This window comes from Commensalibacter papalotli (ex Botero et al. 2024) (assembly GCF_947179115.1).
Classification (GTDB): domain Bacteria; phylum Pseudomonadota; class Alphaproteobacteria; order Acetobacterales; family Acetobacteraceae; genus Commensalibacter; species Commensalibacter papalotli.
The window spans coordinates 135,839-154,026 of record NZ_CAMXCI010000003.1 but is presented as its reverse complement, the minus strand read 5'-3'; the positions used below and the strand labels follow the sequence as shown (position 1 = coordinate 154,026).

General features: G+C 34.9%; 18 protein-coding genes. 11 read left to right on the top strand and 7 right to left on the bottom strand.

The genetic code is table 11. From position 1 onward, the window contains the following. Positions 1-240: 240 nt before the first annotated feature. The gene (locus QMN76_RS07680; RefSeq protein ID WP_408869464.1) at positions 241-1,662 is read right to left on the bottom strand and encodes a lytic transglycosylase domain-containing protein; all 1,422 of its coding nucleotides are present in this window, start codon (positions 1,660-1,662) and stop codon (positions 241-243) included. Positions 1,663-2,137: 475 nt separating this feature from the next. Between QMN76_RS07680 and QMN76_RS07675 the strand changes: the two genes are divergently transcribed. The 6 genes from QMN76_RS07675 to QMN76_RS07650 all read left to right on the top strand — a co-directional run bounded on the left by QMN76_RS07675 (position 2,138) and on the right by QMN76_RS07650 (position 9,246). Then, positions 2,138-2,932, top strand: coding sequence for an ABC transporter permease (locus tag QMN76_RS07675; RefSeq protein WP_235176769.1), 795 nt, complete (start codon positions 2,138-2,140; stop codon positions 2,930-2,932). An 83-nt stretch (positions 2,933-3,015) separates the two neighbouring features. Next, positions 3,016-4,128 (top strand): glycosyltransferase 61 family protein, encoded by a 1,113-nt coding sequence (locus QMN76_RS07670; protein ID WP_282023354.1) that lies wholly within the window; start codon positions 3,016-3,018, stop codon positions 4,126-4,128. Between the two features lie 20 nt (positions 4,129-4,148). Then, positions 4,149-4,970, top strand: a complete 822-nt coding sequence (locus QMN76_RS07665; RefSeq protein ID WP_034337951.1) for an ABC transporter ATP-binding protein — start codon at positions 4,149-4,151, stop codon at positions 4,968-4,970. A gap of 110 nt (positions 4,971-5,080) precedes the next feature. Continuing rightward, positions 5,081-6,145 (top strand): AI-2E family transporter, encoded by a 1,065-nt coding sequence (locus QMN76_RS07660; RefSeq protein ID WP_235176771.1) that lies wholly within the window; start codon positions 5,081-5,083, stop codon positions 6,143-6,145. Between the two features lie 146 nt (positions 6,146-6,291). Then, on the top strand, positions 6,292-7,611 hold the full coding sequence (gene fucP / locus QMN76_RS07655) for an L-fucose:H+ symporter permease (RefSeq protein ID WP_282023355.1): 1,320 nt from the start codon (positions 6,292-6,294) through the stop codon (positions 7,609-7,611). A 633-nt stretch (positions 7,612-8,244) separates the two neighbouring features. Further along, entirely contained in the window at positions 8,245-9,246 is a 1,002-nt protein-coding gene (locus QMN76_RS07650) for an aldo/keto reductase (RefSeq protein WP_282065947.1), read from the top strand. Positions 9,247-9,282: 36 nt separating this feature from the next. Here the strand turns inward: QMN76_RS07650 and QMN76_RS07645 are convergent, their stop codons facing one another. From QMN76_RS07645 to mutY, 4 genes are all read right to left on the bottom strand, one after another. Beyond that, positions 9,283-9,609 carry a DMT family transporter gene (locus QMN76_RS07645; protein WP_034337962.1) on the bottom strand — a complete coding sequence of 109 codons (327 nt, stop codon included), beginning with the start codon at positions 9,607-9,609 and terminating at the stop codon, positions 9,283-9,285. A 209-nt stretch (positions 9,610-9,818) separates the two neighbouring features. Beyond that, the gene (locus QMN76_RS07640; protein WP_034337965.1) at positions 9,819-10,229 is read right to left on the bottom strand and encodes a POTRA domain-containing protein; all 411 of its coding nucleotides are present in this window, start codon (positions 10,227-10,229) and stop codon (positions 9,819-9,821) included. 75 nt (positions 10,230-10,304) lie between these two features. Further along, positions 10,305-11,309 carry a ferrochelatase gene (gene hemH, locus QMN76_RS07635; RefSeq protein ID WP_034337968.1) on the bottom strand — a complete coding sequence of 335 codons (1,005 nt, stop codon included), beginning with the start codon at positions 11,307-11,309 and terminating at the stop codon, positions 10,305-10,307. Between the two features lie 25 nt (positions 11,310-11,334). Further along, complete coding sequence (gene mutY / locus QMN76_RS07630) at positions 11,335-12,399, bottom strand: A/G-specific adenine glycosylase (RefSeq protein ID WP_282065945.1); 1,065 nt, start codon at positions 12,397-12,399, stop codon at positions 11,335-11,337. Positions 12,400-12,422: 23 nt separating this feature from the next. Between mutY and QMN76_RS07625 the strand changes: the two genes are divergently transcribed. Both QMN76_RS07625 and QMN76_RS07620 read left to right on the top strand, forming a co-directional pair. Then, positions 12,423-12,929 (top strand): DciA family protein, encoded by a 507-nt coding sequence (locus tag QMN76_RS07625; RefSeq protein WP_282023362.1) that lies wholly within the window; start codon positions 12,423-12,425, stop codon positions 12,927-12,929. A 5-nt stretch (positions 12,930-12,934) separates the two neighbouring features. Continuing rightward, positions 12,935-13,855 (top strand): bifunctional enoyl-CoA hydratase/phosphate acetyltransferase, encoded by a 921-nt coding sequence (locus QMN76_RS07620; RefSeq protein ID WP_282023364.1) that lies wholly within the window; start codon positions 12,935-12,937, stop codon positions 13,853-13,855. A gap of 47 nt (positions 13,856-13,902) precedes the next feature. On the opposite strand, the gene QMN76_RS07615 is transcribed toward QMN76_RS07620, so the two are convergent. Continuing rightward, on the bottom strand, positions 13,903-14,880 hold the full coding sequence (locus QMN76_RS07615) for a tetratricopeptide repeat protein (RefSeq protein ID WP_282023365.1): 978 nt from the start codon (positions 14,878-14,880) through the stop codon (positions 13,903-13,905). A 154-nt stretch (positions 14,881-15,034) separates the two neighbouring features. On the opposite strand from QMN76_RS07615, the gene QMN76_RS07610 reads away from it, so the two are divergent. The 3 genes from QMN76_RS07610 (at position 15,035) to QMN76_RS07600 (ending at position 16,847) form a co-directional block, all read left to right on the top strand. Next, entirely contained in the window at positions 15,035-15,937 is a 903-nt protein-coding gene (locus tag QMN76_RS07610; RefSeq protein ID WP_282023366.1) for a DMT family transporter, read from the top strand. Positions 15,938-16,135: 198 nt separating this feature from the next. Beyond that, a complete protein-coding gene (locus QMN76_RS07605; protein WP_282023368.1) occupies positions 16,136-16,528 on the top strand; it encodes a tetratricopeptide repeat protein in 393 nt (130 codons plus the stop codon). A gap of 67 nt (positions 16,529-16,595) precedes the next feature. Continuing rightward, positions 16,596-16,847, top strand: coding sequence for a hypothetical protein (locus tag QMN76_RS07600; RefSeq protein WP_282023369.1), 252 nt, complete (start codon positions 16,596-16,598; stop codon positions 16,845-16,847). Positions 16,848-17,188: 341 nt separating this feature from the next. Here the strand turns inward: QMN76_RS07600 and QMN76_RS07595 are convergent, their stop codons facing one another. Next, positions 17,189-18,136, bottom strand: a complete 948-nt coding sequence (locus tag QMN76_RS07595) for an ABC transporter substrate-binding protein (RefSeq protein ID WP_282023371.1) — start codon at positions 18,134-18,136, stop codon at positions 17,189-17,191. Between the last annotated feature and the right edge of the window lie 52 nt (positions 18,137-18,188).

The window sequence follows — 18,188 nt, the reverse complement described above, 5'->3', positions numbered from 1 at the left end:
AGATAAAGTAGAGTTACCTGATCTCTCTTCTATGAAGATATTTCAAAATATCGCAGCTAACGTGGATATTCAATATAATGTTTATATAATGAATATTTATATCATTTTAAGTGAGAAAAGCAGCCCTAAAGACTGCAATATAAATTCTCAGCTAAAAATAGATTTTATCCGCTGTAACGCAATCTTACCAAATTATGTAAAACATATAAAAAACATTCTTGAGAATACATTATTTTATTTTTAAATTTTTGAAGGTGAAAGTAACATACAAGATGATAGTTTTTGACATGCATTTTGTGCCGCATCTTTACTTAAACCGGTAACCCTTGCGCGATAAAGTTTATTCTTCCCAACTGTAACAGCTTGCACTTGTTGAGAACCCACATGCAAAGATGCTTTATTTTTCGCTTGCCCTGCAGCACTTTGAGCTTGAGACGAAGACGCAAAAGCACCAACTTGAATACCCCATCCACCAGCAGCAGAAACATTGCTTACTTTTACTGCTTTCTTAGTATTCGAAGGAACACGATAGGATACGGGTTGATAGTAACGACTGCTATTTCCAATAGGTGCAGACGCAACTTGAACTGGTTGTTGAGCTGAGGCTATAATAATTGGCGCTTCGTTAGCAACAGGCGCAGGTGAAGCCTTATATCCTCTAGAAGCCCAAGCAGATTTTATATCTTGACGTGTTTCAGTTTGTGCGACAGTTGTATTACTAGGCTGACGATCGAAACTTTTCCACTGGGTTGGATACCCTGTTGTCACATTACGCCGTTTTTGCTGAGCATAAGCCGTATTTACATTGCGCCCAGCACTCCCTAAACTTTGACCGTTTAAACTTTCAGTAGTTGCAGTATCGACTCGATTTAAACTGGCTACATTTAAATTATCAGCGGCAGATTGGCCACCCCCCCCCATACGACCAGCCCATGCTTGTTGTACAGAACTCGCCTGAGGAGATAATGCCCTATTGCGATGTGAAGAGGGTTGGACTGCTGATGCGTATAAATTAGGATCAATGCCAGCACCGGAACCGTGATTTTCAACTAATAAATCAGCTTGAGAGCGACGGTTGGGATTAAATCCTTGAATTCTTGGTCCAATAGAGGCTACGTAACGACGTGTCTCTAGAGGCAGCGTTCTATTTCTCGTTAAGAAATCATCAAGACGCCCTGGCCCACCATTATATGCAGCTAAGAACCCTGGGGATCCATAAATATCATACATCTGGCGAATATAGGCTGCACCTGCTGCAATATTATCATGAGGATCATAAGCATCATCCCCAAGATTATAAGCAACTTTTAACTCATCATAAGTTGGCGGCATTAATTGCATCAACCCCATAGCCCCAGGACCAGAAGTAGCAAATGAATTTCCACCCGATTCTTGTTTCATAACCGCACGTATCCAAGCTTCAGGAACATCAAATCGCGTGGAAGCTTCTTTGATGTACGGCCCCCAAGGATCACTTGCTGGACCAGGAGGCGCATAATAAGAACGGGCGCGCGCTTTATAATTAGCAACTTCTTGTGCAATTGGAACTTGTTGTGGGCGTGGTGTAGAGGAGCATGCAGCAACCAAAGCAGCCAAGCTGCTAACACTTCCTAGACGAAGGATTAAAGCAGTAGATGACTTTGTAAATAATTTGCTGATCATATTATGTTGACACCAAACAAATGAAGAATTTAACAATTTGCTTTTAAACTGCGCCATAATGCCTCTACCTTAAAAATATTTATTTTATTATCAAGTTGTTATTCTTAATATAAAATAAATTTGTGCGCCTATCGTTTTTGTATATATTTCTAAATTTTATTTATTCCTTTTTAAAAAAGAATCATAATAAGTCTTTTGAAATATTATTTAATATCTACAAGGTATTGACATTTTTTGCAAGTACTTGCCCTCTAAATAAATGCAGATAAAATAAGCCCGTAACTAAGCGTAACAAAAAATTGAAATTTTAAATTATATGGTTTAAAAGCTTTTATATATCGATTGTTTATTAACCAAGGATCTATTATAGTTAGCTTACTTATTTTAAGATCTTTAACTCTTAAACTTCTTTCCTTTTTATTGAATTGCCATTTAACCCTCAATGACATTACTTACAAAAATAAATAATAGTACCATGAACTCACGATACTATCAGGCTCTTATTGATGTTATAGAGGGCTTTAAATTATGGAGATTAGCGTTCTCTCTCGGATGGTTTGATATTAAATTAAGGTATAAGGGATCTGCTTTAGGGCCTTTATGGATTACATCCACCTCAGCCGCAATGATCGCAACAATGGGAATTATTTATAGTTCATTATTTAAAATGGATTTACATGAGTATTTGCCTTTTATTGCCTTATCTACCGTTCTTTGGCAACACGGAATTTCAACAACGCTATCAGATGGATGTCAATGTTTTTTACAAGCCAATGATACAATCCACTCCATAAAACTACCATTTTTTCTACAGGCCCTTCGCACTATTACCCGAAATGCAATTATTCTAAGTTTTAATTTGGTTATTCCAGCCATAGTATTTTATGTATTTAATATCCATCCTGGATGGAACGCTTTATTAAGTATTCCTGGTTTCGCACTGTGGCTTGTTGATGGATTAGCAATATGTTTATTGCTGGGTTGTATTTGTGCTCGTTATCGTGATATTCCACAAATTATTAATAGTTTTATTCAAGTTATTTTCTATGTAACCCCTATTATTTGGTTACCTTCGCAACTTAAACATCATATTACGTACCTTGTCTATAATCCTTTATATCCTATTATAGATGTTGTTAGAGCCCCCTTGTTAGGCCAAACATTAGATTTGAGAGTATGGGCTTATGCGATTGGATATAGTATTATTATATGGATTGCTGCTGGATATGTTTTTATAAGGGCTAGAGGTCGCTTAGCTTTTTGGATATAATCAACAAATTAGGATACTCAACTATATAGACATTTTTTGTTTCTGTAATTATTGTTTGAATAAAAAATTAAGGTGTTAATAATATGAAAATCAAAGGCCAATACTCAACATTCTCTTTTCGCCCACCTGGTGTCTTAAAAAGCTCTGTTTCTACCTCTCCTCGACCACGCCTTAAACCTGTTGAAACAATGCCTAATCAGCAAATGACAAGACTGGCTCAAGGAATTGATCCTAAGAGTGAAAAACCACTGGATTCTTTGAATGAAATTCCAGCAGGAATGTTGTTTTTCTGTAATTTAGAAAATGTTTATTTTATCGTTCAAGATAAAACTGATGGTATTATTGTTACTGATGATTTTCATGTCATTACAGAAAGCATGTATTATTGCCAAGATCCTCAATTTTTATCCAAAGAACTGCCAGATTTACAAGATGTTGAGTTGTTGGACGAAGTCTTTCTTGCATTTGACGCTCAATGGATGCGATACAATCATTGGATGGGATATTGCTTATCCAAAGCATATTTAGCCAATCAATATACACCTAAACACATGAAAATAGTTATTCCTGAATATCGTGAAAATACTTCAATACCTAATCCTATCTCTAAAGAAGTATATAATAAATCTTTGATCGAAACAGGATTAGAACAACGTGTAACAAAATTAAAAAATGGTATTTATAAAGCAAAAAAACTCTCATATTTTTGGCCTAACAACTATTTACCACATTCTTACTTTAATTTTAACGATGCTAAAGCATCCTTTTCTCATTTAAATAAAAATATCAAATATAATAAAGACTTGCCTGCACGCTTCTTTATCAATCAAGATCAAAATATGATGCCAATCTTAGAAGATAAAGATACAGCTTTGATTCAACAGGCATTGAAAGATCTAGATATTCCATCTGTTGATCTGAGCACAATGGATTGGGATAGTCAAATCTCTCTTTTCTCACAAGCAGAATTAATCATTTCTCCGCATAGGCCAGAACTAATCAACCTTCTATTCTGTCAAAATGACACAGAGATTATTGAATTTACACGTTCTTTAAACAGAACGAACTATTTGCCAGCTTGGCCATATTTAATCGCATCTTCTAATCGACTTCAATATAGTTTTTTTGATCTTGATTGGGTTACATTAAATGTCGATATGATTAAAAATGCAGTTTCAAAGCTTGATTCAATTTAGGGTTTTACCAAGTTTACATAATGAATGAATTTAACCCAGCCAGTTTTATAAAGTTAGAGCATCTTTCTATTGATTTTCCTTTATTTCAATTAGAAAGTCGCTCTCTTAAAAAAGCCTTATTCTCTAAAGCAGGCAAAATAATATCTGGACAACAAAAACAACACCAACGCACAGGTGCTGAAATTGCAACTACTGGTAATAATGATATCGTTATTCAGGCATTACGCGATATTAATCTCTCTATTCAATCAGGAGAAAGAGTTGGATTAATTGGGCATAATGGTGCAGGGAAATCAACATTATTACGTGCAATCACAGGAATTTATGAACCTAATTCTGGTCACATTTCCAGCCGTGGTTCAATAGAAGCCTTACTCAGCACCAATGCTGGGATGAACCCATTACTTTCAGGTAGAGAGAATATTTACCTTAGAGGTAAAAGAATGGGGTTATCCAATAAACAAATTCAAACACTTGAAAAAGATGTTGAAGAATTTGCTGAACTTAACGAGTTTATGGAGCTCCCTATCAAGATTTACTCTTCGGGTATGACCATGCGCCTTGGCTTTGGTCTTTCTACCTCTGTCATTCCAAATATTTTGTTAATGGATGAATGGTTTATGGCAGGGGACAGTAACTTTCAAGAAAAAGCAAAAAAAAGATTAGTTAGTATTGTAAATAAAGCTGAGATTGTTGTTTTAACTACCCATTCTTTGCCTATTTTGAAGGAATGGTGCAATCGAATTATCTGGTTAAAAGCTGGTCAAATTATTGCTGATGGACCAACAGAAGAAATCTTAAATGAATACAAACATACAATGGAAACAGACTCTTTATCTTGATCACTATTATTCCCCTATTGTATTATCTTTATAATCACTGCATGATAGAACAAAACAACTTATTTATTCATAATTATTTTTAAAAAATTGAATTGCAAATGCTTCCCATAATGTCCACTCCAACTGAACCAACGCAACAAGAAAGATTTTTTTCTTTAATCCAGAATGTAGTCATTGCTGCTGTTGCGATTCTTGCTATTTGGCTAATTGGTGATTTATTGATGATTGTCTTTGCGGCGACATTGATGGCAATCATCTTAAAAGGTTTGGCAACTATTTTACGTAAATATACACGAATACCGTATTGGGTTGCTTTAACTATTGTTATTATTGCAATCATTAGTGCTTTTGTGGCGTTAATGTTAACAAGTGGCCCTCAAATCAGCGAACAAATCATTAAATTAAGACATGCTATTACGACACAAGTTGGCAGTTTACGCGATCAATTACATACAAGTCCACTTGGTAATATGATTATGGATTACTTACCAAACTCTGTTGGTGGACATCGTTCGTCTGGTGCTTCGCTGAGTTCAAGAATAGCAGGATCAATGACTGGTTTTATAACCTCTGTCTTTGGGGTAATAGGAACTGTCTTTGTTATCTTTATTGCTGGGCTATATTTTGCAGCCTCTCCTACGTTATATGGAAACGGGTTGCTACGCCTTTTTCCCAGCCAACAACGCCCTAAAATGCGTAAATTATTATTAATTGGCGGGCATACATTATGGTCATGGACGGCGGGACAATCTATTGTTATGTTGGTTGTTGGTACATGTTCTTTTATAGGTCTTAGTATTATTGGTGTACCTTTGGCTTTGGCATTAGGGGTTGTTGCAGGGCTTGCTAATTTTATTCCTTATATTGGAGCAATCATCGGAGCTGTTCCAGCTGTATTAATTGGATTATCCCAAGGAAGACAAGAAGCTGTTCTTGTATTAATTCTTTATTGTGTTATTCAGTTTTTAGAAGGAAATTTTATCTCTCCTTTAGTGCAGAATCACGCTGTGCGTATGCCTCCAGGAATTACTATTCTTTCTCAAACAGTCTTTGGCACCATTCTTGGTATGCCAGGATTAATTTTAGCCTCTCCATTAACAGCTGCTATCTTAGCAATTATGGATGCCAGCACCCCTAAGTTAAAAGATGAAGAAAAGCTTCCTCCTTTAGATTAGCAATGACTCGTTGCATAAATAATACTCAACTGAATAAAACACTTTCTTTATACAAATAAATGCTTTCACTTTTTTTTTTTTGATTAGTATAGAAACAAGGCTTTAATACAAAGCCTCTATAATTTTATCATTATAAAGGAAGTGTCATGACTACAAAATCATCTGTTGAACAACTTCCAGACGGTTATTTAAACAAAACTCCAATTTTTCAATTTATTTTGCTTTCTTGTTTATTTGCCTTATGGGGCGTTCCAGTTAGTCTAAATGATATTCTGATTACACAATTTAAAACCATTTTTAATTTAAGCGACTTTGCGAGTGCTTTGGTTCAAAGTGCATTTTATGGTGGCTATTTTTTAATTGCTATTCCTGCATCGTTAATTATTAAAAAAACCAATTACAAAGCTGGTATTATTATTGGACTAGCCGTTTATGTTATTGGTTGTTCTTTATTTTTTCCTGCCTCAACTATGGCAACCTATACGATGTTTCTAGCCGCTATTTTAGCGATGGCCTTTGGTCTTAGTTTCCTTGAAACGGCTTCAAATACATATAGTTCAATGTTAGGCCCAAAAAAATATGCAACGTTAAGATTAAATATCAGCCAAAATTTCCAACCTTTTGGTGCAATTACCGGTGTCTTAATGGGAAAATATCTTATTTTCCAAGAAGGCGCCAGCCTACACTCGCAAGCTAGCAAACTTTCAGGTGATCAACTCAGAGCTTTTCAATTAGAACATTTACAATATACTCTGCTTCCTTATAAATATATTATTATCGTTCTAGCTATTGTCTTAGTATTGTTTATTCTTACCCCTTATCCCAGATGTAAACCAGTTAGTACTGAGAATAACACGGTTGAAAAAGTTTCTTTCGGTGAAACACTCTCTTATTTAATTAGAAATAAAAGCTTTAGAAACGGTATTATTGCTCAATTTGTCTATGTAGGAATGCAAACTGCTGTTTGGTCTTTTACCATTCGTCTAGCTCTGGTATTAGGAGCAGAAAACGAAAGGGCTGCAACCAACTTTATGCTTTATAGTTTTGCTTGTTTCTTTATTGGTAAATTCGTCGCAAACATCTTTATGACGAAATTTAATCCAAAAATGGTTTTATTTATTTATTCTATTATTGGTACGATTTTGCTAGTCTATGTCTCATTCTCAACCAATTTTTCTGCGGTTTATGCAGCCATCATAACCAGTGCATTAATGGGACCTTGTTGGCCTACTATTTTTGCTAACAACCTAGAAGTTGTTGATAAAAAATACATCGAGATCGCTGGTGCTATTACGGTAATGTCAATTGTTGGTGGTGCTGTTGTCCCTGCTATTCAAGGATTTGTTTCTGACCATTTACATTCCATGCAACATGCCTTTATGGTTTCTGCTATTTGTTTTGCAATTGTCGGCTTGCATTTTTTAAGAGAATATTTAAAAAAAGATAATGCTACTCAATTAAACTAATAATCACTTAAAATAATAACCACTTATGATCCTTATGAAAATAATTCTATTAAGGATCATAATATTTTTAAGCTATCCCAAATATTTAACAAATTTGGTAAAATGAATACCGAAGGTCAATGGGGCAATATCTGTGGTCTTACATTTATCGCAAGAAATATGCTTTCGAAAGTTATTTTATTGTTACCTTTTCTATTACCAAATCAATAGGTAATAATATATTTGCATACATATCATTTCTTGCTCTTTTTCAACTTTGTAATAGCAGAATTATTCAAATAACCTGTAACATCATCAGTTGATTTATTAGTATCTATACCAACAATTTTATCTCATATAAATGAGACTATAAACCGTTCTTCTTATTGTCCATATTCATTTACTAATATCTCCTCCCTTAATTTTTACAATTTGATGGGGTTGCGCTTAATGTGGGTTATCGTTAACATGTTTATGTTAAGTATTACGATAATAACCTTTTTGAAAAAAATTAAAATTTTAGATCAAAAAATAATTTTCTTATAATGTTTAAATATAATCACAATATTATTATGTACTTAAATAATAATGCTTGGTATACGGATTGGAAATTATAACAAGCTAATAGTTGTATTCTTATTTCAAGGAGATACTATGTCTAAAAATTCAAAAGATACTCTTAAAATTTCAGGGATTGATACATCTGTATTACGTATTGCTTTAGGAACGTGGGCAATCGGTGGGTGGCAATGGGGTGGCCCAGATGATGGAAATGCTATTAAAACCATACATAAAGCAATTGATAACGGTATTAATTTAATTGATACAGCCCCTATTTATGGTTTTGGTCATTCTGAAGAAATCGTGGGCCAGGCTTTAAAAGGAAAACGAGAAAAAATCGTCATTGCCACAAAAGCTGCTTTGAATTGGACTGACGATAAAGAAAAAATTTTTCGTGATGCAAGGCCAGAGCGAATTCGTAAAGAGATTGAAGATTCCCTCCGCCGTTTAAAAACAGATTATATTGACCTTTATCAAATCCATTGGCCTGATGATAAAACATCAATTGAAGAGACCGCCATGGAACTTGAAAAACTTCGTCAAGAAGGTAAAATCAAAGCGGTGGGTGTTAGTAATTTTTCTGTAGAACAAATGAAATCTATTCAACATTTTACCCAACTATCTGCTATTCAACCTCCCTATAATCTTTTTGAAAGAGAAATTGAAAATGATGTGTTGCCCTATGCCAAAGAGCATTCTTTAGCTGTGCTATGTTACGGCCCTCTTTGTCGAGGTCTCTTAAGTGGTAAAATGACCAAAGATCGCGTCTTTCAAGGAGATGATTTGCGCAAAACTGATCCCAAATTTTCTACTTCTGTTTTTGACAATTATTTAGCAGCGACAGAAGAATTAACTCAATTTGCAAAAGATACGCATAATAAAACATTATTAGCTTTGGCGGTACGCTGGGTATTAGATCAATATCAAGGTAATATACCTTTATGGGGTGCTAGAAAACCAGAACAAATTGAAGGTATACGCGATGCATTAGGATGGTCTTTATCTGCTAATGATTTAAAAACAATTGATGAAATATTGGCTAAACATATCAAAAACCCTATTTCCCCTGAATTTATGGCACCTCCTAATCGTTAATATTTTTATCCCCTCTTTTACAAGAGGGGTATATTATCAACTGTGTCCTGCACTTCCTATATTAACGATAACCACGCCAACAACAATTAATGCAATACCAACTATTGAAATTAAAGATAAATTTTGCTTGAATATAAGCCATGCTAATAAACAAATACCAACAGTTCCTATCCCCGACCATACAGCATAAGCAATCCCCACAGGTATTTCACGCAGAGCCATTGACAAACAATAGAAAGAAACACCATATCCTATCAAAGAAATAGTTGTATAAAGCCAATTGGTAAAACCATCAGAAGCTTTTAAACTGCTCGTAGCACCTATCTCAATAATGATGGCAATTATTAAATATATATAAGACATTCACAAAACTACTATTTCTAAGTATAATAAGAGAAAATCGAAAAGGAAAAATAAATCATGGGTATTTTTGGATCAATGATTATACTGACAATTTGTTCATATTTTTTTTTATTTTTATTAATGAAAATTATAGGATCAACACAAAAAGAAACCAATAAAATGAACGATGCTATTCAAAGAGACACGGATGAGTTTAATGGACTCTAACCTTATTTTTCATTCATTGGCAGTTCATGGATTTCAAATTGAATATTACGAGAGTTTATCGAAGTTTTCTCTAAAACAGGTGTAATTGTGACTCTGATATTTTTTTCTTTGTAAAGTTGTGCAATCTTAACCATTGAATCCATAATCACATATTGATTGGCAATATCATTTTTCTTTAATGGAATTGCTTTTTGTAATATTTGAGATAAAATAATCGTATTTCCTGAAAAACTAATTTGATCAATTTTAGGAAGAGAAATAGCACCATCCTGAGTATCAGAAGAAGGATTATTATTTGTATCTAATGCCGTGTTAGAAGTAGTAGTAGATGCTTTTGGTTTAGCTTTTGCACAAACAGGCACTGAAAGTGTGCTAAATAATAATATAGTTAATAGATAATATTTTTTATTCACAATCATTCTCATTTTTTAACATTTCAACTTAAATAAAATAATTATAGGATTTATAAACTTTTTCTATAATTTTTATTAAATCCAACCTTGTATTTCTTGGTTAATTATTTTTTTTAATAACTCTAAAGCCAAAGGATGATCATTAAGACAAGGAATATAAGTAAATCCCTCTCCTCCTTCCCCGAGGAAAGTTTCACGGTATTCATGATCAATCTCTTCTTTTGTTTCAAGGCAATCGGCCATAAACCCGGGTGCGATCACCGCTATATTACGAATATTTTGTTTGGGATACTCTTTAATAACATCGGCAATATTCGGCCCTAACCATTTATCTGGCCCAAAACGCGATTGATATACCAAAGGCATATATTCTTTGCTTTTACCCATCTTTTTTCGCAATGCAACTGCTGTTTTCTGGCATTCTTGTTCATAGGGATCACCAGCGTTGACGTAACGAATTGGCAATCCGTGAAAAGATAAAAGAATACGATCTGGTGGTGTTGATAATTTATCTAAATGGGTTTGAATCGTTTGATGTAAGGCATGGATATAATCAGGATGATCTGCAAAGGAATATAAAGTTCGTAATGCAGGCTGAATACGCTTTTTCATCAATACCCGAAAAGCCTCATCATTAACCGTAGCCGTTGTTGTGGCACTATATTGAGGATATAGAGGCATTAACAGAATACGATCACAGCCCTGTTGTTGTAAAAATTCTATTTTTTGTTCAATAGAAGGCTTGCCATAGCGCATTGCCCATTCGATGCATATATTTTGCTTGTTCAAATCAATCTGCAAAGCTTCTGCTTGGCTTTGGGTAATTACCGCTAGTGGGCTTTTATTATATTTTTTATCCCAAATACGGCTATAAGAACGTCCCAAACGTCGAGGGCGAAAAGTTAAAACAAACCCTTGCAAAATAGGCTGCCATAAAAAAGAGGACAACTCTATGACGCGTTTATCCGATAAAAACTGAGATAAATATCGACGAATAGACCAATAGTCTGTGCCTTCTGGTGTTCCCAAATTAACCAACAGCACACCTATTTTAGAAGAATTACACTCAACATTATTCATGATTTTTTCCTGCTTGCTCATCGGATTAGGTTTTAACGCTATAGGCAATCATTTTTCTCATTAAAGTAGAACAAGGATAATGATGCAACTCTTTTAAATCAAGCCATATATTTTTTTGATCTTGCGTTATAAAATCAGGATGGTCAACAAGAGCATATAGTCGGATTTTTAAAGTAAAATGCGTAAAGACATGTTTAATATCCCCAAGCTTTTTATATTCTCCTTTACAATCCGTCTCAATGATCGCTTGTTCCAAAGAAGGAAATTGCTCTGACCATATCGTACTTGGCAGCTCCATTGTCCCTGCCAAAACTCCTTTTTCTGGGCGTTTGCGAAATAATAACTGTCCTTGACTATTTTGAATAAATAAAGAAACTCCAAACTTTGTTGGTTTTTCTGCTTTTTTTTGTTTTTTTGGCAAAAGATCTGCTATTTTTTCCTGATGAGCTTTACATACATCAGACAAAGGACAAATTAAACATAAAGGATTTTTAGGTTTACAGATAGTTGCTCCGATATCAAATAATCCTTGGGCAAAATCACCTGGCCTGACCAAGGCCTCTTCATGATTATTCAATGTTTTCGCTAACATTGCCAAAGCTGGTTTTGATGAAGGTAAGGGCTCTTGAACAGCAAATAATCTTGCTGTAATACGCTCTACATTCCCATCTATCGGAACATAAGGCTGATTATAACCAATCGATAAAATCGCAGCAGAGGTATATTCTCCAATACCAGGTAAAGCCTTGAGTGCTTCTTGTGTCTTAGGAACCGCACCGCCTTGTTTTACGATTTCTTGCACGCAACGATGCAAGTTTCTTGCTCGACTATAATATCCCAGCCCTGTCCACATGGCCATAATTTTATCTAGTGGGGCGTGTGCCATATCATTAAGCGTTGGAAAATTTTTGATAAAGTTGTTAAAGTAAGGAATAACGGTTGAAACCTGAGTTTGTTGCAACATAATTTCGCTAAGCAATACGTGATAAGGATTTGGTATTGTTCCAGTTTTTGCTCGCCATGGCAAAATGCGTTGATGTTGGTCATACCAATGTAAAATCAAAGTGGCATATGAGTTTTGAGTCGACATATAAGGAAATGGTGCCTTTAACCATGAATGAAGAACAGAGTAGCCAGAATGAATATTATAGTACAGATTATCCTGTAAATAAATCAGCAAAACGAAGTTATGATATGCATCAAATAGCTGGCACCATTCAACGGGTAACTCGCCCTATTTTTAAACAAAAAATAATTTCTAATACTCAATTAATGACCGATTGGAGTGATATTATCGGTCACCATTATGGAAAATTAAGTTTTCCATATCGACTTGCCAATGGGACCTTAACTATTGCTTGTACCAGCACCACTGCCGCAGAAATGCAATATATCACCATTAACCTTATCCAAAAAATTAATATATATTGTGGCCGTACCATAGTTAAAAATATTAAATTTTTGTCTAATCGAAATGCCTTGGCATCTCTACCCAAAAAACCCAGTTTACCTACTCGCCCCCTTGTCCCTGTTCAAATAGACAATTTTCCCAAAGGCCCTTTGCAAGAAGCTTTGGCAAAACTTGGTGGGCAATTACAACATCAAAAAAAAGGAAAATAATCATTATGTTTGCACATCATGAAAGACTTATTAAAAAAGCTCAAGAAAAAGAAGCTCCGAAATGTGCGGTTTGTTATCCTTGTGAAATTACAGCGATTGAGTCTGGAATACAGGCTCATAAGCTGGGGTTATTAAACCCTATTTTTGTTGGACCAAGCGATGAAATCAAAGCCATTGCAGCTCAACATAATGTTTCTTTGGATGGTTATGAAATTGTTGATGCGAGAAGTGAAACTCAAGCTGCTTTTACAAGTGTGCAGTTAATTCGTGAAGGTAAAGCGCAATTATTAATGAAAGGCAGCTTGCATACAGATGTGATGTTAAAAGCTGTCGTCAATAAAGAAAATGGGTTAAGAACTGGAAAACGCATTACTCATGCATTTTTAATGGATGGCCAAGATTGGGAAACACCATATATTATCTCTGATGCTGCGATAAATATCTTCCCTGACCTTGTTACCAAAATGCATATTGTGCAAAATGCTATTGATTTGCATCATGCATTAGGTTATGGCGTGCCACGCGTTGCCCTTTTATCTGCTGTGGAAATGGTTAACCCTGACATTCCATCAACATTGGAGGCTGCTGCCCTTTGCAAAATGGCAGACCGTGGACAAATTAAAAACGGGATCTTAGATGGTCCCTTGGCTTTGGATAATGCGGTCAGTCTCAAAGCTGCCGAGATGAAAAAGCTGGATACGCCAGTAACTGGTAAAGCCCAAATCCTTATTCCGCCCAATCTTGAAGCTGGTAACATTTTATTTAAAGCGCTTTGCTTTATTGGTGATAAGCCTGCTCATGCTGACAGTGCTGGGATTGTCCTTGGTGCCAAAGCGCCAATTATTTTAACCAGCCGTGCCAGTGGTCTTGATAGCCGTCTGGTTTCTTGTGCAATGGCGAAATTGACTTACTATCATAGCGTTTAATAATATGAAAAGAGTGTCTATAACAGGCACTCTTTTTTCTGTTTTATCTAAAATTCACCAGGCATTATCTTCTTGAACACAGACATACAATATGGATCTGCCCCGCTACAACTTTGCATTGATGCTGTTTTTAACTTCATACAAGCTAGTTGGTCTTTAAAACATACTTTATTATAATATTTCATATAATTATCAGTATCTTTATCATTAAGAAAAATAATAGCTAATCTATTTGCAGCATTTATATATCCATTATCAGCAGCCTGTTCATATAACTTTATCGCTTGCTGTTTATCTTTGGTAGCACCAAGTCCATTCTCATAACAATTTGCTAAATAGAATAAACCCTCATTATTTCCTTTATCAGCCAGTTTTTGAAATATTGCTTTTGCTTTATTATAATTTTTATCAACTCCATTAACACCTCTTAAATACCATTGACCAAGCTTACTCATTGCTTCATCTAAACCTTGATCAGCTGCTTTTACCATCCATGGGCCTGCTTTTTCACTTATTTTATCATCATCAGAATTTGAGGCATAATACATAGCCAACTCATATTGTATCTTAGCATCACCTTTATTCACTAGACTCAACAGTAGATTTTCTAGTTTTTTCTTCGTTTCAGATACTATTTTTCTTGCATTTTCACTATAATTATAATCATTACTTGATATTATTTTTTTATAATATGCTATGAGTTCTTGCTGCGCATTAGCATTACCTTGATGAGCTGCTTTTCCAAACCATTCTTGTAATTTAAGCTCTGAATAACTGTCTGATGTGTACGAATATGGATCAGCTTTACCTTTATAAAACATTCCCAAATCATATTGAGCCTGTGCATCGCCAGCATTTGCTTTTTTACTTAGACCTTGAAATTTATCCAACTCTTTCTGAGCTTCTGTATTTCCAATTGATGCCTCTTTCTTTAGTCCAGCAACATATTCATCTGTTGTTTCTGCATACACAGAACTGATTGGCAACAACAAAGCCGTAGCCATTAATAACAATTTTAATTTCACCAATATTCTCCTTAATTAATTCTTTATTAATTAATACATAACACTAATAAAAATATCATATCATACCCTTAATGACATAAAATATTAATAGTTTGATCTTCATCCATTCTTTATGATATTAATCTTATTCTTTTTCTGATCATAAGTTCATCTCATGCCACGAAATAATCAATTCTTGGGCATTATTGCCGTTATTATTGCAGCTGTTTTATGGGGAACCACAGGGGTCAGTGCGTCTTTTGCACCAGAGGTCAGTCCGATTGCTATTGGCTCTATGGCTATGGGTGTTGGCGGGTTATTACAAACAGTTATTGCGATAAAATCTATTCATATATATCGCTTTAATTTATATAAAAATTGGCAATATGTGCTGTGTGGCGGCCTATCTGTTGCTATTTATCCTTTGGCTTTTTATGCATCTATGCGTATGGCTGGGGTGACTATTGGCACAGTGATTTCTATTGGATCTGCCCCTTTATTATCCGCAATTATCGAAGCAATTATGGAAAAGGCAAGATTTTCAATTAAATGGATCATAGGAGCCAGTTTAGGAATTTTAGGTATTGCTTTATTATCCCTTGCTGGGCAAGGACATCACACAGTTAACACAGAACATACTAATATAACCATAGGAATAGGTCTTGCCCTTCTTGCGGGATTAACTTATGCACTTTACTCTTGGATTGCTCGGTACCTAATGATGCAGCACATTCAGTCCAAGGCCGCTATGGGGTCTATTTTTGGACTTGGAGGACTATTATTAATGCCTGTTTTATTTTTAACAGGCTCTGCATTTCTTAACTCGTGGAATAATGCCGCTGTAGGAGTTTATATGGCTTTAATCCCTATGTTTTTAGGCTATATTTGCTTTGGCTTCGGACTAGCCAGGATTGCCACTAGCACAGCTATTATTATTACTTTGTTTGAGCCAATTGTCGCTGCTCTATTAGCGGTTACAATTATTAATGAAAATTTATCAGGACTTGGATGGTTAGGTGTTATTCTGATCTTTTTATGTTTAGTCTGTGTCATTACGCCTACCCGAAAAAAAAATTAGTATAATTAAAATAATCTCATTTTCTAAAAGAGTCATATATCCGCTTGAAAATCATATGATAGAGTATTTTACCTGAACTTTATTCAAATAGGATAAATTATGTCTTTTAAACTCTCTTCTTATCTCCTTTGTGGTATGTTTCTTTGTTCAATAATAACCTTATCAGCACATTCGAAAGATATTTAATCCATCGAAAAATTGGGTAATCAAGGAGATGCCAAAGTTCAGTATGAATGGGGGATTCTTCTTGTAGATGGTAACAAAGTAAAACAAGATACCATTACAGGCAGAAAATGGATCGAAAAAGCCGCCAAACAAGGGTATACAGATGCTCAAACAAATATAGGCAGTATGTATTATTTTGGGATAAAGCCTATGACACAGGATTATAACCAAGCAAAAACATGGTTTGAAAAGGCTGCTGCTCAAGAAAATATGACTGCAAAAAATTATCTTGCAGATATTTCTTGCTTTGGTCAAGGCGTCCCTATGGATACCAATAAAGCTAAATCATTATATAAAACGCTTCGTGACGAAGGCCAAGAAACAGCTTGCAATACCTATAAAGACATTGAACAAAATAGGAAATAATTTCCCTAACCATGAGATATCAAACACACTATAAATACCTCATATTTTTATTTTGAAAGCCTGCCTGATGCTCCAAATTATTCTTATTATTGTTGGTGTCTTAATTATAATAGCCAGTTTTATATTTTATAGTTTTCTTGTAGAATTTGCCCACGGAATGGCGAGTACAGGCTGTGGGCAATATTGTTCTATTCGATGGAGTGATTTTGATTTCACCAAAAGTGATGCACTAATCTTTTATATTCCTGCTGCCTTTGGGTTAATATTAATGATACTGGGTATCTATATATATTACCGTCGGAAAATTAAGCATCATTAAACGAAGACTGCTGGTTTCAATCCTAGTAAAAAAAGGATTGATAGTGTCTATATTGTGAAAAGAGATGTAAAAAATACATTGAATTTTGCACAGATGAAACGAAAAAATAGTAGTATTTCATCTACGCAATATAATCTTGGATTAAAGTATAAAATAGGCGACGGCATTAAGAAAGATTACTTTGAAGCCGTCAAATGCTCTACAAAAGCTGCAAATCAATGCTATACAGTGGGTAATTATAATATTGGTGTTATTTACACAAACATCAAATATCTTGTGAAGCTTATGTTAAATTAAACAAAAAATAACATTTGTTAAGTATATTTTATTTATAACAATATTTATCTACCCGTCTGCACTGCATAGTCTGATATAGGATATTCATGATGCATGACATTTTTACTTACCATAAAATTAATAAATTTCTGAGTTTTAGGTTGGTCTATCTTTCCTGGCTCTTTACTGTTCAAAGGTAAAGTTGCTTGCCATGCTGCTTTGTTTAATGATGTATTGAGTTCAGGATGATCCTTGATTGCTTTGTTTAATATTTCATCAGGATGAGCCTGTAAATACTCGTTTCCTTCTTTCAAAGCCTGCATAAATCTGCCAATTTTAGGTTCTTTGGTTTTATCTGGACGAGCTACAAAAATAAGCTCATCATATGTCGGCACACCGTAATCTTCAGGATAAAAATACGAAACAGGCACGTTTCGCTGTTGTAAATCAAACAATTCATAGTTCCGTCCTGCTCCGATCACAGCATCCACAGCCCCTGTCATCAAAGCCTGTTCTAATTGAAAATTAACAGTAACCAGCTGTACATCCGACAAAGATAATCCTGCACTGGTCAGCATCGTTCCTAATACAACTTGTTGATCTCCTGCAATAGCAACGCCTATTTTTTTCCCTTTAAGCTCTTTAATAGACTTAATATCACCTTTGGTAATCAACACATCCAAAGGTTGATTTAACAATGATCCTACTTGCACCAAAGGGATGTGTTTATCCACCATCATTCCCAACTGAATAGGATAAGAAATCGCCAAATCCGCCTGACCTGCTGCAACCAACCGAGGAGGTGTTCCAGGATCAGCGGGTGCAATTAACTCCACATCCAACCCATGCCTTGCAAACGCCCCACTATATTGTGCAGCCAAAAGCGATTGATGCCCCGCATTTAAAAACCAATCCAAAATCACAGTCACTTTGTCATTAGCATTGGCAAAGCTACCAAACACACACCCAAAACATACTATAAAAGTAATTAGGAAACATTGTATTTTATTCATCTTTTCTCGTATTTTATTTATTTTTATTGATAATTATAAAACTAGAAATTTA

What these genes read in the sequence shown, in the direction of transcription:
- QMN76_RS07600 (WP_282023369.1), top strand. Translation starts at nt 16,596, where the DNA reads ATGCTCCAAATTATTCTTATTATTGTTGGTGTCTTAATTATAATAGCC.
- hemH (WP_034337968.1), bottom strand. Translation starts at nt 11,309, where the DNA reads ATGAATAATGTTGAGTGTAATTCTTCTAAAATAGGTGTGCTGTTGGTT.
- QMN76_RS07610 (WP_282023366.1), top strand. Translation starts at nt 15,035, where the DNA reads ATGCCACGAAATAATCAATTCTTGGGCATTATTGCCGTTATTATTGCA.
- QMN76_RS07660 (WP_235176771.1), top strand. Translation starts at nt 5,081, where the DNA reads ATGTCCACTCCAACTGAACCAACGCAACAAGAAAGATTTTTTTCTTTA.
- mutY (WP_282065945.1), bottom strand. Translation starts at nt 12,399, where the DNA reads ATGTCGACTCAAAACTCATATGCCACTTTGATTTTACATTGGTATGAC.
- QMN76_RS07595 (WP_282023371.1), bottom strand. Translation starts at nt 18,136, where the DNA reads ATGAATAAAATACAATGTTTCCTAATTACTTTTATAGTATGTTTTGGG.
- QMN76_RS07620 (WP_282023364.1), top strand. Translation starts at nt 12,935, where the DNA reads ATGTTTGCACATCATGAAAGACTTATTAAAAAAGCTCAAGAAAAAGAA.
- QMN76_RS07675 (WP_235176769.1), top strand. Translation starts at nt 2,138, where the DNA reads ATGAACTCACGATACTATCAGGCTCTTATTGATGTTATAGAGGGCTTT.
- fucP (WP_282023355.1), top strand. Translation starts at nt 6,292, where the DNA reads ATGACTACAAAATCATCTGTTGAACAACTTCCAGACGGTTATTTAAAC.
- QMN76_RS07650 (WP_282065947.1), top strand. Translation starts at nt 8,245, where the DNA reads ATGTCTAAAAATTCAAAAGATACTCTTAAAATTTCAGGGATTGATACA.
- QMN76_RS07665 (WP_034337951.1), top strand. Translation starts at nt 4,149, where the DNA reads ATGAATGAATTTAACCCAGCCAGTTTTATAAAGTTAGAGCATCTTTCT.
- QMN76_RS07645 (WP_034337962.1), bottom strand. Translation starts at nt 9,609, where the DNA reads ATGTCTTATATATATTTAATAATTGCCATCATTATTGAGATAGGTGCT.
- QMN76_RS07625 (WP_282023362.1), top strand. Translation starts at nt 12,423, where the DNA reads ATGAATGAAGAACAGAGTAGCCAGAATGAATATTATAGTACAGATTAT.
- QMN76_RS07680 (WP_408869464.1), bottom strand. Translation starts at nt 1,662, where the DNA reads ATGATCAGCAAATTATTTACAAAGTCATCTACTGCTTTAATCCTTCGT.
- QMN76_RS07670 (WP_282023354.1), top strand. Translation starts at nt 3,016, where the DNA reads ATGAAAATCAAAGGCCAATACTCAACATTCTCTTTTCGCCCACCTGGT.